A 13572-nucleotide genomic window follows, 5' to 3' on the forward strand; every position below is an offset into this window, starting at 1 on the left:
CGTCGTCGCCCTCCTCCTCGCTCGTCCCGAACCGTTCGGTCGTGTCGATCGCCATCAGAGGGAGTCGTAGACCTCGAGGTCGAATATCTCCTCGGTGGAGAGCTGTGCGTCGATCTGTCCGTTCTCCGCCGCGAACTCCGAGAACACCTGCGTCGCGTCCGTGATCTCGTTGGGATCGGTGATGAAGTTCGACAGCGGCGAGTCGAGCGCGCGGCGTGCGCGGTCCGCGGGCATCCCGATCCCCTCCTCGACGTGTTGGGCCGTCGCGTCCGGGTTCTCCTCGATGAACTCGGTCGCACGGACGTGCTGTTCGAGGAACTGGACGGCCAACGGCGACTCGCGGACCGCGTCGCTCATCAGCGTGACCGCGGCGGGTTGGCCGGGAAGGATCTCCGCGGCCGTCCGGAGTATCGTCACCGACGATCCCTCCGCCTCGGCGATGGTCGGTACCGGCTCCATGATCGACGTGCCGTCGATCTCGTCGTTGGCGATCGCCTGCCAGACCGCGCTGGCACCGTTGATCTCGATGATCTCGACGCTCTCGTTCGACTCGGGATCGACGCCGATGTCCTGCAGCCAGTACCGGAGCAGCACGTCGGGGACGCTCCCCTGCGGGAAGGTCCCGAAGCGGAACGGCTGTCCGTTCTCTTCTTCCCACGTCGCGAACGCCTCCGCGCCGTGCTCCTCGAAGGTGTCGTGGAACGACGATTCGGCCATGATCGCCATCGGCTCGCGGATGTTCGCCGCGGTCACCTGCGCCGGGATGTCGCGGTCGATGACGATCATCGCCGGGACGATCCCGAACATCGCCACGTCGATGTCGCCGCCGCCGAATGCCTGCACGATCGCCGGTCCGTCGGTGAACTCCTGACCCGTCACCCCGGCGTCGATCTCCGAGAAGTACCCCTCACCCTCCATCACGTACCACTGGAGATCCGGGTAGATCGGCATGTGCGCGACCGTCAGCTCGTCGAGTCCTCCGTTTCCGCCGAGACAGCCGGCGAGTCCGACCGTCGCCGCGCCGCCAGCGGCCGCGAGGAAGGACCGACGCGAGGCTGACGCCGTTCGCTGGTACATATCCGATGGACGGCTTCGAACGTCTATACGATCATGTCACCAGCAACTTGGGCCCGTTTCCGGTGACAAATCGACACCAACTATACGACTGTATCTGGTGGTCGGACGCGATGTATGTGGGGGTACATCCAGCGAGTACTCGTATCCGATAGGTGCAATATTTGCTCTATCGATGTACGGACGAACCGTCCTCCTGCGACAGTTCCGTGCCGTCGTCGGTCCCGCTCTCCGTCGACCCGCCGTCGTTTATGTGTGCGCCCGCCAATCTCCGCGCATGGTCTCGGAGATCTTCGACCCCGACGCGTGGGACCCGGTCACCGACGAGTTCGACGACGTCACGTATCACCGGGGCGTCGACGTCCCGGTCGTCCGGATCGCGTTCGACCGGCCGGCGGTCCGCAACGCGTTCCGTCCCGGTACCGTCGACGAGCTGTACGCCGCCCTCGACCACGCCCGCAAGCAGGCGGACGTGGGCTGTGTCCTCCTCACGGGCAACGGCCCCGCCGAGGAGGACGGCGGCTGGGCGTTCTGTGCCGGCGGCGACCAGTCGGTGCGGGGTGAGTCCGGGTACGAGTACCGCGACGACGACGAAGCGGCCGACGACGAGGACGAACTGGTCCGGGAGGCGCGCGCCGGGCGACTCCACGTCCTCGAGGTCCAGCGGCTGATCCGATTCATGCCGAAGCCGGTCGTCGCGGTCGTCCCGGGGTGGGCGGTCGGCGGCGGCCACTCGCTGCACGTGGTCTGTGACCTCACGCTCGCCAGCGAGGAGCACGCGAAGTTCCTCCAGACCGATCCCGACGTCGCCTCCTTCGACGGCGGCTTCGGTTCGGCGTACCTCGCGAAACAGATCGGTCAGAAGAAGGCCCGAGAGGTGTTCTTCCGCGGGAAGACGTACTCGGCCGCCGAGGCCGCAGACATGGGAATGGTCAACGAGGCCGTCCCCCACGAGGAGCTCGAAGCGGTCGCGGTCGAGTGGGCCGACGAGATGACGAAGAAGTCTCCGACCGCGATGCGGATGCTGAAGTACGCGTTCAACCTGACCGACGACGGGCTGGTCGGCCAGCAGGTGTTCGCCGGCGAGGCGACCCGGCTGGCGTACATGACCGAGGAGGCCCAGGAGGGCCGTGACGCGTTCCTGGAGAAGCGCGAGCCCGAGTTCCGGGAGTTCCCCTGGCACTACTGAAGACGATCGTCCGTGGTCGACCGGTTTCGAGCGCCGGTCAATTGCGGTCGAACGCGGATCGCTGAGCGAGCCAACGACAATATATCAGATTTACAGATTATATTTTATATTGATTGTTCTGGAACCGATCCGGCGTCTTCGATGTCGTCGAGCACGCGGTGTGAGCGTTCGATCGATGCAACTTCCGATCTCGACCGATTAGTGTCGTATCCGTATGATTGATGCGTTTCTTGTGGCTTATTCAAGCGTTCACTGGGATCTTCCGAGTCGAAACGGAGTCCCTCTTGGATACGAATCGGACATCTCGGACGCCTGACCGACGATGGAGGGCGCCGGGAGAACGGTGAAAGGCGGCGAGAGGACGGCGGCGGGAAGACGACGGCGAGAAGATGGCGGCGGACGGACGGCAGTAGGAGGACGGCGGCGAAAGGACGGCAGTGAGAGGACGGTGAACGGCGTCGGAAACGCGGTCGATCTGCGACGATCAGAATACTATCTGTTCTAGTATTTCTGTATAAGTACACTATATATTATTATTTGACGCTCACCCACTCGCCGCGCTCGTCGCTCTCTTCGATCGCCGCGAGCACGCGCTGGACCGACAGGCCGGTCTCGAAGTCCGGGACGTGCGATTCGCCGGCCGCGGCCGCCGAGAGGAACTCGTAGTCCTCGTGGACGAACGTGTGTTCCCAGCCGAGGACGTGTCCGGGGGGCCACCAGCGGTCGACGTAGGGGTCGAGTCCGTCCGCGACGACCTCGGCTTGCCGGCACGCCTGCGCGACGTGGGGGGCGTCGAACGCGGGGATTTCTCGGCCGTCGCGGCAGCGATACTCGACGACGGCCTCCTCGGCGCTCGCCCCGAGGGCGTCAGCGTGGACGCCGAATCCGTCGAGGCGGTCCTCGAGGACGCGTGGTAATCAGACGTACGCCGCCCAGGCGTCCTCCATGAACTCGATGGCCCGTCGGGTGTACTCGTCGTGGTACGGCGTCGCGTCCACCTCGTCGCTCAACAACACGTCGTAGGGGTCCGCCGTCGCGGGGAGAACCTCGAAGGAGAGGTAGCCGTCGTAGCCGATGGCCTCCAGGGCCTCGACGACCGGCTCCCAGTCGTAGTGGCCGGCGCCCGGCACCTGGCGGTTCGTGTCCGCGACGTGGAGGTGGACGAGGTCGTCGCCGGCCTCGCGTATCGCCGCCCCGGGCGAGGTCTCCTCGATGTTCATATGAAAGAGGTCGGCCCAGACGCCGACGTTGCCGTCGGGGAGTTCCGCGAGCGTCTCCAGGCAGTCCCCGACGGTGTTGAGGACGTGGGTCTCGTAGCGGTTCCACGGTTCGAGGCCGAGCGTGAGGTCGTAACCCCGTTCGTTCACGTAGTCGACGACTCGGGAGAGGCCCTCGATGGCCCACTCGCGATAACGGGGGTCCTCGGGTTCGACCTTGCCGACGTAGTTGGGGCTCAGACACACCACGTCTGCGCCGAGTTCGGCGGCCACCTCGACGTTCTCGATGGTGAACTCGACGCCGTTCTCCCGGATTTCGGGGTCGGCGGCGGTCATGTCGCGGGTCTCGGTGTAGACGGTGCCGACGGAGGAGGCTTCGAGGCCGTGTTCCTCGAGGGCCGTCTTGGCCGCCTCGGTGTCCACCTTCGAGGGCTCGCCCAGAATCTCCACCCCGTCGTAGCCGTAGCGCGCGAGGCGTTCGGCGCTCTGTGCGAAACTGTCGTCGTCGACGTACGAGAGGGTGTTGTACGTGTACTTCGGCATACGCCCTCCTGCGAGCAGGGCGAGTTAACTCTTCGGAAACGCGCTCCAGGCGATCGTCGGGTTGAGCGTCGCGATCATCGTGTTCGAGGGCGCCTTCCACCTTCGCGTCGACCGGATTCGGAGTGCGCAGCGAGAGACGCTTCGATTGATCACGTTCGGGGCGTTTGGATCACTTGTCGGGACGGCCCTCGTCGTCCACTACGTGCTCGGAGCGCCATGGGACGTCGCGTTCCTCATCGGAGCACTGCTCATCGCAACCGGCCCTACGGTGATCACCCCGATCATGAACGTCGTTCCCGTCCGTGAACACGTCGCCTCGACGCTCGAAACGGAAGGCGTCGTCAACGACGTTACGGCGGCCATCCTGGCGATCGGCATGTTCGAGTCCGTCGTGAGGGGGTCACAAGGATTACCGACGCTCGTCCGGGAGTTCGCCGTCCGGTTCGGCCTCGGGATTCTCACCGGCGCGACGGTGGCGGGCGTCCTGTGGTAAATTCTTCGATACGGGAGGCAGGCGGTCGAGAATGCACCCCAGAACGTTCGACTGATGGTACCCGTCTCTTCGTTGACGATGTACGGGATTGCCGAAGTGCTGGGGGCGGCGTTTGGTGCGTCGGAAGCCGGCATCGCTGCAGTCGCGACTGGTGGGTTCATCCTCGGCAACGCGGACATTCTCTACCGGGACACGATCGAGCAGTTCAAAGGTGACGTCTCGATGCTCGTGATCGCGTTCGTGTTCATCACCCTCGCGTCGTTGCTCTCCCTCCGGGATTTCCTCGAACTGGGTGTCGCCGGTATCATCGCCGTTATCGCCATCGCCGCCATTATTCGCCTAGCAGTTGTTCTCATCAGTACCGTCGGTGACCGACTGACCGTTCCCGAACGGCTCTTCATCAGTGCCCTCGGCCCTCGAGGGATCATTCCCGCAAGCGTTGCGACGCTGTTCGCGCTCGAACTCCACTCGACGAACCCGACTGCGGCGACGACGCTGATCGGAACGGTCTTTCTCGTCATCTTCGTGACCGTCGTGTTTGAAGGCGGGCTGGCCCGGCATATCGCCCAGACACTCGACGTGATTCCGATGCGTGTGCTCATTATCGGCGGTGGCCGAGTCGGACGAGAGCTCGCAGAACACCTCGAACGCCGGGAGGAAGAGGTCGTCATTATCGAGAACGACCAACAGGTGGTCGAGGAGTTACGCCAGGCGGGGCGGACGGTTCACAACGGCGATGGAACTGAACAGCAGGTCCTCGAGAAGGCCGGTATCGAGAACGCGAAAATCGTCGCACTGGCGACGAGAGACGACGACGTGAATCTCCTCGTCGGACAGCTCGCGAGAAACACGTACGACGTCGAGACCGTGGTGGCCCGCGTGAACGAACCCTCGAATCTCGACGCGTTCGAGGACATCGATATCGAAGCGATCTCGACGTCGATGTCGGTCGCGTGGTCGATGGACAACGTCATAGAGCGGCCCGACATTTCCCGGTGGATGCGGGAACTCGACCAGGATGGCGACGTCCAGGAGATCGAAGTCACATCGAACGAGCACGCCGGAAAGACGGTGTCCGAATTGACAGATGAGCTATCGGAGGGGTGTCACCTAGCGCTAATCAGTCGGAACGAGGCGAACCGACTCCCGGAGCCTGACGATCGGATCGAGATTGGCGACCACTTGACGTTCATCGGTCGAAGAGAGGCCGTTCGCGATGCGATCGCGTATGTACAACGTAACACGGAGAATACGTGACAGTCGAGTTGTTAGTATTTCCGCACGATATCAGGACATACGATCCTCGTATTCGGAGAACACAGGAATTCACCGCGACACAGGGGTTCACCGCGATGCGAGCGTTCACCGTGACGTCTCCTGTCGGCGACGATCCTGTCTCTGTGGCGCAAGCGGAGATCGGTGCCCGCTGGAACTGCCGGTCGCACGTCGACAGCACTTCGATAGCGAGTCTAAAAATATATGTATTCTATTATTTTGGAAAGATGTTTGAATTCAATTAGTTCTGAAAGGCGATTTGTCGTCGCGGACGCGGCGGCAATCTGTCCCCCCTCGGATACCGTGCGCGACTTGGACGTCCCCTGTCGAATCTGTGGCGTCGACGATGGAAACGGTGCCGCACTAAGAGGATTGTTACTGTACCACACAGTAGCACTCACCGTGACCGACGAGATTGGGTCCGTATCGGCGGGACTGGTTCCGTATCGCTGGGATCGGTTTCCGTATCGGGGAGCTACTCGCCGGAGAACTCGGCTTCGCTCACCCGGACGACGAGCGTCTCGTCGACGTCTCGCAGGTCGTACTCGGGGATCGACCCCTGCGTGCGCCGGACGTACAGCGGTTCGACGGGACGGCCGTCGACGAGTCCGAACACCTTCAGCCGCTGATCGGTCTCTTCCGGGGGCACGTCGCCGTCGCGGACGGCACGCGCGAGGTCGCGGGAGAGCCACTCGTCCGGGTCGATAGAGGGCTCGCGGACGAACGCCTCGTCGACGAACCGCGCGAGGTACCAGTCGAGGTCGTTCAGGAGGGACACCGCCGCGCCGAGGCTCACCGTGTCGACCGCGACGCTGTTCGGGAACGGCTCCGTGATCTCGTAGGTCGCGAGCGCGTCTCGGGCCGTCTCTCTGGAGAGCAGCTCGTACGTGAGTTCGACGTCCGGATCGCCGAGGAGACACACCCGCGTCACACGCGATCCGACTCGGCCGGCGGGCAAATCGCTTGCGGTCGGTTACCCGCCCGGGGGGTCCCCGCGCTCAGAACGTGGACGCGTCGCCCTCGATGACGCTACGGGTCACGTCGGTGACGTTCGCCAGCTCCTCGTCGACGATGGCGACGACGTCGCGCTCGATGTCGGCCAACTCCACGCCCTCTTCGGTGACGATCTGCGCGTCGGCGACGTGCGGCTCGTCGATCGGGCGTCCGATCTGCGAGAGGAGCCGGACCTGCAGGTCGCGGATCCCGTCGATCTCGTCGGTGACCGACTCGGCGATCCGCGTCGACAGCAGGTTGTAGATCTTGCCGATGTGGTTGACGGGGTTCTTCCCGGAGGTGGCCTCCATCGACATCGGTCGGTTCGGCGTGATGAGCCCGTTCGCGCGGTTCCCGCGGCCGACGGAGCCGTCGTCCCCCTGCTCCGCAGAGGTGCCCGTGACGGTGAGGTAGATCGAGCCCTCCTCGTAGTCGTCGGCGGTGTTGACGTCGACGGCGATCTCGCGGTCCGTGTGTTCCGCGGCGAGGTCGGCGACGAACTCGCGGACGTCGCCGACGGCGTCGTCGTAGTCGCCGAGGTCGTCGACGTACCGATCGACCATCGCCGCCGCCACCGTGATGTCGATCCGGTCGCCCTCGCGTTTGCCCATGATCTTCACGTCCGGTCCCAGCTCGGGGTGGTCCTCGTGGTAGCTCGTGTTGAGCGCGCGCTCGGCCTCGTAGACGATCGTCTCCGTCTCCGTCAGCGGCGCGTGCCCGACCCCGAAGGAGGTGTCGTTCGCCATCGGGACCTCCTGGGTCTCCTCGCCGAAGACGTCCTGGAGGTCGCCCGACCCCTCGCCGAGCCGGACGTCGACGACGACGTCGGTGCCGTACTCCAGCTCCGGAATCGCCTCGGCGAGGTACTCGCGCGCGGCCGCGAGCGCCGTCGAGTCGACCGGGAGCTGCTCGCCCTCGTACTCCTTCGTGGCGCGGCCGACGATGAGCACGTACAGCGGCTCGACGACCTCCCCGCCGCCGTAGGCGGGGGCCGCCCGCCCGGCGACGAGCTGGGTCTCGTCGGTGTTGTAGTGGAGCACCTTCCCGACCCGGTCCAAGTAGAGCTGCGAGAGCGCCCGCGACACCGACTCGGCGATACCGTCGCAGATCGAGTCCGGGTGTCCGATCCCCTTCCGCTCGACGATCTCGACCGACTGGTCCTCGACCGCCTGCCGGTCGAGGCGGCTGACCTGTATGTTCCGCTCCATTACGTCCGGCTACTGTGTCGGCCGCAGTATAACTTGCGGAAACCTCTTCTCGACGAGTAATGCACTGTAGTTATTCGCTGCGGGACGCGTCGGCCTCGCGTCGATCGCGGCAGCCTCGCGCCCCGACCGCGTCCGCGCTACGTGACCGCATCGTAGGCCTCGGCCATCACGTCGAGCGCCTCGCGGAGCGACGCCTCGTCGGTCGCGTACGACAGTCGCGCGAAGCCGCGGCCGCCCTCGCCGAACGCCTCACCGGGCACCACGATCACCCCGCGGTCCAGACACTCGTCGACGAACCCCTCCGGGACGCGGGGCATCGCGTAGAAGGCGCCCTGCGGGGTCGGACACTCGAGACCGATGTCGTCGAAGCCGTCGAGCAGCAGGTCGCGCCGCCGCTGGAAGGAGGCGGTCATCTCGTCGACGATCTCGCGGTCCCCCCGCAGCGCGGCCTCGGCGGCGTACTGGGCGGGCGCCGAAGCGCACGCCTGCGCGTACTGATGGACGCGCAGCATGCGCTCGATCCGCTCGGTCGCTCCGTACACCCAGCCGAGCCGCCAGCCCGTCATCGCGAACAGCTTCGAGGCGGAGTTGACGACGACGACGTTGTCGCTCTCGGCGAACTCCGCCGGCGAACGATGCTCGCCGTCGAAGACCGTGTACTCGTACACCTCGTCGGAGACGCACAGCACGTCGTGCTCGTCGGCGATGCGGGCGAACTCCCGGACGTCGCTCTCCGTGGAGACCGCGCCCGTGGGGTTCCCCGGCGAGTTGACGACGAACGCCGCGGTGTCCTCGGTGATCGCCGCCTCGATCTCGCGCGGGTCGATCGTGAGGTCCTCGCGGAGCGGGACCGGCACCGGCTCGCCGCCGGTCAGTTTCGTCAGGGCGTCGTAGGAGACGAACCCCGGGTCCGGGATCAGCACCTCGTCGCCCGCGTCGACGTGCGCCTCCAAGGCGAGGTGGAGCGCCTCGCTCCGCCCGCGGTCGCGATCACGTCCGCCGGGTCGAGGTCGATCCCCTGGTCCGCCCGGTGCTTCTCCGCGATCGCCTCCCGGAGCGACCGCGTCCCCTTGTTTTCCGTGTACGCGTCCGCCTTCCCGTCCTCGATCGCGTCGACGGCGGCCTGCCGCGCGTGCTCCGGCGCCGGGAAGTCGGGCTGGCCTAACCCGAGGTTGATCGCGTCGTCGCCGGCCGCCTCGAACACCTCGCGGATCCCGCTGATGGAGATCCGCTCGACCCTGTCTGAGAACCTCGTCATACGCGTCCGGGGGCGCCGCCGGGAGTTAGTTCTTGTCACCTCGGCACTCGCTCGAACGCCTCACCCCGTCGGCGTCGACGCGGTACAGCGCCCGAACGCCGACTCAGGCGCCCGGGCGAACAGCAGGTAGCCGGTGTGGCCCACGCCGGCGGTGGAGGGGCGCGACCCGCGCTCGGAGAAGTCCATTTCCCGCTGGATCGTCTCGACCGTCTCGATCGCGTCGAGCCCGGCCTCGCGGGCGGCGCGCTCGGCGTCGCGAGTCCCCTCGACGAACGGCGAGTAGACGGCGACGAACCCGCCGCCGACCAGCAGGTCGGGCGCGCGCTCGACGACCGCCGGCGCGTCGCCCGTGTCGAGCGTCAGCACGTCGAACGGCTCGCCCGCGGCGAGGGCGTCGAGCTCCTCGGTGAGGTCGCCGGCGCGAACCTCGACGCGCGCTTCGACGCCAGCGGTCGCCACGTTCTCGCGGGCGACCTCGGCGAACTCGGGATCGGCCTCGTACGTGGTCACGTCGGCGCCGGCGCGTCCGAGGTACACCGCGAGGATGCCGGTGCCGGTGCCGGCGTCGAGGACGCGGTCGCCGCCCGCAGCCCCGGTGTGTCCCATCACCAGCCCCACGTCGCGGGGCATCATCGGCGCGCCGGTGCGTTCGAGGTGGTCGAAGAGGTCCGGGCCGCGCAGCTCGCGAACCTCGAAGCCGGTCCCGAGGTGCGTCTCGACGGTGTCGCCGGCCTCGACGTCATCGGGCACCTCGATCACGCCGAGGTCGGTGCCGAACTCGGCGCCCGGCTCCAGGAGGTACTCCCGGTCCTCGTGGACCAGCAGGTACGCGTCGTCGGTCACTCCAGCTCCGCGATGGCGGCCGCGAGGTCGCCGTCGGCCGCCTCTAGCGCCTCTCGCGCTCGCGCCTCCGGGACGCCGGCGCGCTCGGCGACGAGTTCGACGTCCTCGTCGGGGATCGCGTCGCCCGCGTCGTCGGCCGTCTCGCCCTCGACCGCCGCGGCTCCCGCCCCGCCGAGGCCGGCGTCGTCGACCGACTCGGGCGATCCGACGATCTGGTAGGTCTCCTGGCCCTGGGCGTCCATCTTGGTGACCTGCGCGTCGTCGAAGACGAGGTCGCCGTCGGCCGTCTCGATGACGACCCGCTCGGCGTCGATGTCCTCGACGTCGATCCCCATCTGTTTCATCATCTGCTTCATCTTCCGTGGATTCATACCGCCGCCTCCGAACATGTCGTCCGATTCGGCCGGACGGCACAAAAAGGGTGCCGACACGGCGTGAGCGGTCGCGGCGGTGCGTCGATTCGCGACGGCGAGTGTCGATTCGAGACGGCGGGGTTGATACGTCTCGAAGGCGACGAACGCGTATGTACCTCGCAGACCGGACGTGGCCGGAGCTCGCCGAGTCGCTGTCGGAGGAGTCCGTCGCGGTCGTCCCGCTCGGGTCGACCGAGCAGCACGGTCCGCACCTCCCGCTCGCGACCGACCACCTGATCGCCGAGGCGCTCGCGACCGCGGCCGCCGAGGAGACGGGCGCCGTCCGCACGCCGACGATCACGGTCGGCGTCAGCCCCCACCACCGGCAGTTCCCGGGCACGATGTGGGTCGACCCGCCGGCGTTCCGCGACTACGTCGAGTCGTTCACCCGGAACCTCGCGTACCACGGGATCGACCGCGTCGTCTACGTGAACGCCCACGGCGGCAACGTCCAGCACCTCCGAGAGGTGGGCCGCCGGCTCCACGTGGACGGTGCGGCCTACGCGATCGAGTGGATGTGGGACGAGTCGATCCCGGAGCTCGTCGACGACCTCTTCGAGCACAACGGCCCCCACGCCGGCCCGAAGGAAACCGCGATGATCACCCACATCGCCCCCGACCTGGTCAAACCGGAGGAGTTCGAGAACGCCCGCGATCACGGGCTCGTCGACCTCGAGGACGCCGACTCGACCGTCCACGGCGCCCGCACCTTCTACGACTCGGTCGACAACTCCGCGAACGGGGCGTTCGGCGACCCGACCGACGTGACGCCGGAGAAGGCCGAGCGGCTGTTCGAGGCGGCCGCCGACCAGCTCGTCCAGCTCGTCGAGTGGCTCGACGCCCGCGACCGCGCGGAGCTGCTGCCGAAAGACCGGGTCGAACGCACCCCGGAACGCGCCCCGAAGTAGGACCGACGCTCACTCCTCGCCGTCGCGGGACGAGAACCGATCGACCGCGGCGGAGTCGAGGACCGACGAAAGTTCCGCGTCCACGCGCGCTCGCCGTCCGTCGAGCACCGGGAAGCGCTCGGCGCGACGGCGTTCCAGCCAGCGCAGCAGCCGGGCGGCCCAGGCGAGTTTCTTCGCTTTCCCCGGTCCCACGTCCGGGTCGTCGAAGTCCCAGCCGGGGAAGACGAGTTCCCCGGCGCGACGTGGTCGGCGAGGAAGGCGGCGCGGTCGCCGTCGGTGAACCCGCCCGTGTTTCGGACCGGCCCGATCGGCGCGGCCTGCGTCGTCGCCAGCGTCCACGCGTCGGCGAACCGGGGGAGCCACTCGCGGACCGCGGGGACGTTGTCGCCGTGGGCGTGGGCCGCGACCGGGACGCCTTCCCGGGTCAACGCCGCCGCAGTCTCGGGGTTCTTGTCGAGGTCGGTCACCATGCAGTCGACGTCGACGCCGCGGTCGCGGGCGACCTTCCGGGTCGCGGGCGTCGCCAGCGTCCGGTCGCGCCGGCCGGTTCGGGCGCGTCGCCGCCGCGCTCGTGAACGGCCGACTTCCGATCACCGGATCCGACGTCGGTCGGGGCGGGCCGCGGAGCCGGCGCGCCGGCTCCCGTCGCGTCATCGCCGGCTCCTTCCACGTCGCCCTCGGCGTGCGCTCGGACGTCGGCCTCCGTCACCCGCCCGCCGGGACCGCTCCCGTCGACGACTCCGACGTCGACGCCGAGTTCGCGTGCCAGCCGACGGGCCGACGGCGGTGCGAAGGTCCGTCCGGACGCGGTCGCGGGCTCGTCGGCTCCGCCGTCCCGGTCCGGTGGTTCGTCGTCTGTGGCCGTCGGTTCGTCGCCTCCGTCCGGCGGCTCGTCGTTCCCATCCGGCGATTCCTCGTCCGTAGCCGCGGAAGCGTCCGCATCAGCCGCGTCGCCGGTCTCCCCGCTTTCGTCCACGCGGAACGAGATGATCACGTCGCCGACGGGGATGACGTCGCCCGCCTCGGCGAACAGCTCCTCGACGACCCCGTCGTACCGCGACGGGACCTCCACGAGCGCCTTGTCGGTCTCGACCTCGGCGATCGGCTGTCCCTCTTCGACGCGGTCGCCCGGCGCGACCAGCCACTCGACGAGCTCGCCCTCCGCGACGCCCTCGCCGACGTCGGGCAGCCTGAACTCCTCGATCGTCACGGGTGAGTCACCTCCTCGACCATGGTCAGAACTCCACCGCCTCCGTGATACCTTCCTCGATGCGGGCGACGCTCGGGAGGTAGTAGTCCTCCAGCGCGTACAGCGGATACGGGACGTCGAACCCGGTGACTCGCCCGATCGGAGCCTCCTGATACAGCAGGGCTTCCTCCTGGAGGATCGCCGTGATCTCTCCGGCGAGCCCGCCCGTCTTCGGCGCCTCGTGGACGACCACCGCGCGGCCCGTCGCCTCGAACGCCTCGACGATCGCCTCGCGGTCGAGCGGCGAGACCGTCCGGAGGTCGACGACCGCGCACTCGATCCCCTCTTCGGCGAGGTTCTCGGCGGCCTCGAGCGTCGGCCGGGTCATGGCGCCGTAGGTGAACACCGCGACGTCGTCGCCCTCGCGGCGCGTGGTCGCCTCGCCGATCGGCACCGTGTACGACTCCTCGGGGACTGCCTCGCGGAACGCCCGGTAGATCAGCTTCGGTTCGAGGAATATCACGGGGTCCGGGTCGCGGATCGACGCCGTCAACAGCCCCTTCGTGTCGTACGGGGTCGAGGGGATGACGACCTTCAGCCCGGCCTCGTGCGCGTAGAACGCCTCCTTCGACTCGGAGTGGTGCTCCGGCGCGCGGATGCCGCCCCCGTAGGGCGCCCGAAGCGTCATCGGCAGCGAGAACCGGCCGCGGCTGCGCGCGCGGAAGCGCGCCATGTGCGAGACGATCTGGTCGAAGCCGGGGTACATGAACCCGGAGAACTGGATCTCGGGGACCGGACGCAGCCCCATCGCGGCCATCCCGACCGCGCAGCCGACGATCCCCGACTCCGCGAGCGGGGTGTCGACGACGCGGTCGCCGCCGAACTCCTCGAACAGGCCCTCGGTCGCTCGGAACACGCCGCCGTTTTTCCCCACGTCCTGGCCCAACACGAGGACGTCCTCGTCCTCGC

General features: G+C 67.5%; 12 protein-coding genes and 4 pseudogenes. 5 read left to right on the forward strand and 11 right to left on the reverse strand.

The features are described 5' to 3' along the window. Positions 1 to 54: 54 nt before the first annotated feature. Entirely contained in the window at positions 55 to 1077 is a 1023-nt protein-coding gene (locus GJ633_RS08065) for an ABC transporter substrate-binding protein (RefSeq protein WP_156588406.1), read from the reverse strand. Positions 1078 to 1351: 274 nt separating this feature from the next. On the opposite strand from GJ633_RS08065, the gene GJ633_RS08070 reads away from it, so the two are divergent. Continuing rightward, the gene (locus tag GJ633_RS08070) at positions 1352 to 2263 is read left to right on the forward strand and encodes a 1,4-dihydroxy-2-naphthoyl-CoA synthase (RefSeq protein ID WP_156588407.1); all 912 of its coding nucleotides are present in this window, start codon (positions 1352 to 1354) and stop codon (positions 2261 to 2263) included. A 533-nt stretch (positions 2264 to 2796) separates the two neighbouring features. Here the strand turns inward: GJ633_RS08070 and GJ633_RS17750 are convergent. Further along, a pseudogene (locus tag GJ633_RS17750) lies at positions 2797 to 3018 on the reverse strand (gfo/Idh/MocA family oxidoreductase); the annotation flags it as partial. Here GJ633_RS17750 and GJ633_RS08080 point away from each other — a divergent pair. Next, complete coding sequence (locus GJ633_RS08080) at positions 2947 to 3180, forward strand: hypothetical protein (RefSeq protein WP_156588408.1); 234 nt, start codon at positions 2947 to 2949, stop codon at positions 3178 to 3180. The pseudogene GJ633_RS17750 and the gene GJ633_RS08080 overlap by 72 nt on opposite strands. On the opposite strand, the gene GJ633_RS08085 is transcribed toward GJ633_RS08080, so the two are convergent. Next, the gene (locus tag GJ633_RS08085; protein WP_156588409.1) at positions 3181 to 4023 is read right to left on the reverse strand and encodes a sugar phosphate isomerase/epimerase family protein; all 843 of its coding nucleotides are present in this window, start codon (positions 4021 to 4023) and stop codon (positions 3181 to 3183) included. It lies immediately after the preceding gene. Between the two features lie 52 nt (positions 4024 to 4075). Here GJ633_RS08085 and GJ633_RS18355 point away from each other — a divergent pair. Both GJ633_RS18355 and GJ633_RS18360 read left to right on the forward strand, forming a co-directional pair. After that, positions 4076 to 5437, forward strand: a pseudogene (locus GJ633_RS18355) (cation:proton antiporter); the annotation flags it as partial. A gap of 78 nt (positions 5438 to 5515) precedes the next feature. Further along, on the forward strand, positions 5516 to 5773 hold the full coding sequence (locus tag GJ633_RS18360; RefSeq protein WP_343160892.1) for a TrkA C-terminal domain-containing protein: 258 nt from the start codon (positions 5516 to 5518) through the stop codon (positions 5771 to 5773). Positions 5774 to 6266: 493 nt separating this feature from the next. On the opposite strand, the gene GJ633_RS08095 is transcribed toward GJ633_RS18360, so the two are convergent. The 5 genes and pseudogenes from GJ633_RS08095 to GJ633_RS08115 form a co-directional block, all read right to left on the reverse strand. Next, positions 6267 to 6722, reverse strand: a complete 456-nt coding sequence (locus GJ633_RS08095; RefSeq protein WP_321168974.1) for a DUF5804 family protein — start codon at positions 6720 to 6722, stop codon at positions 6267 to 6269. Positions 6723 to 6789: 67 nt separating this feature from the next. After that, positions 6790 to 7992 carry a methionine adenosyltransferase gene (locus tag GJ633_RS08100; RefSeq protein ID WP_156588411.1) on the reverse strand — a complete coding sequence of 401 codons (1203 nt, stop codon included), beginning with the start codon at positions 7990 to 7992 and terminating at the stop codon, positions 6790 to 6792. 137 nt (positions 7993 to 8129) lie between these two features. Continuing rightward, positions 8130 to 9250, reverse strand: a pseudogene (locus tag GJ633_RS08105) (pyridoxal phosphate-dependent aminotransferase). Between the two features lie 60 nt (positions 9251 to 9310). Then, positions 9311 to 10093: a methyltransferase domain-containing protein gene (locus GJ633_RS08110; RefSeq protein WP_321168975.1), complete on the reverse strand. Its 783-nt coding sequence runs from the start codon at positions 10091 to 10093 to the stop codon at positions 9311 to 9313. Further along, a complete protein-coding gene (locus tag GJ633_RS08115; RefSeq protein WP_156588412.1) occupies positions 10090 to 10482 on the reverse strand; it encodes a nascent polypeptide-associated complex protein in 393 nt (130 codons plus the stop codon). Before GJ633_RS08115 ends, GJ633_RS08110 begins: the two co-directional genes overlap by 4 nt. A gap of 134 nt (positions 10483 to 10616) precedes the next feature. Here GJ633_RS08115 and GJ633_RS08120 point away from each other — a divergent pair, with 134 nt between their 5' ends. Continuing rightward, complete coding sequence (locus GJ633_RS08120; protein WP_156588413.1) at positions 10617 to 11414, forward strand: creatininase family protein; 798 nt, start codon at positions 10617 to 10619, stop codon at positions 11412 to 11414. A gap of 9 nt (positions 11415 to 11423) precedes the next feature. On the opposite strand, the pseudogene GJ633_RS17115 reads toward GJ633_RS08120, so the two are convergent. From GJ633_RS17115 to GJ633_RS08130, 3 genes and pseudogenes are all read right to left on the reverse strand, one after another. Continuing rightward, positions 11424 to 11917: pseudogene (locus GJ633_RS17115) on the reverse strand (hypothetical protein); the annotation flags it as partial. Next, complete coding sequence (locus GJ633_RS08125; protein WP_197431289.1) at positions 11878 to 12624, reverse strand: biotin/lipoyl-containing protein; 747 nt, start codon at positions 12622 to 12624, stop codon at positions 11878 to 11880. The pseudogene GJ633_RS17115 and the gene GJ633_RS08125, both read right to left, overlap by 40 nt. Before the next feature lie 25 nt (positions 12625 to 12649). After that, the coding region (locus tag GJ633_RS08130) for an alpha-ketoacid dehydrogenase subunit beta (protein WP_156588414.1) at positions 12650 to 13572 on the reverse strand (923 nt) is incomplete at its 5' end.

Origin of the sequence: Halorubrum sp. CBA1125 (genome assembly GCF_009742825.1) — an archaeon.
Taxonomy (GTDB): Archaea; Halobacteriota; Halobacteria; order Halobacteriales; family Haloferacaceae; genus Halorubrum.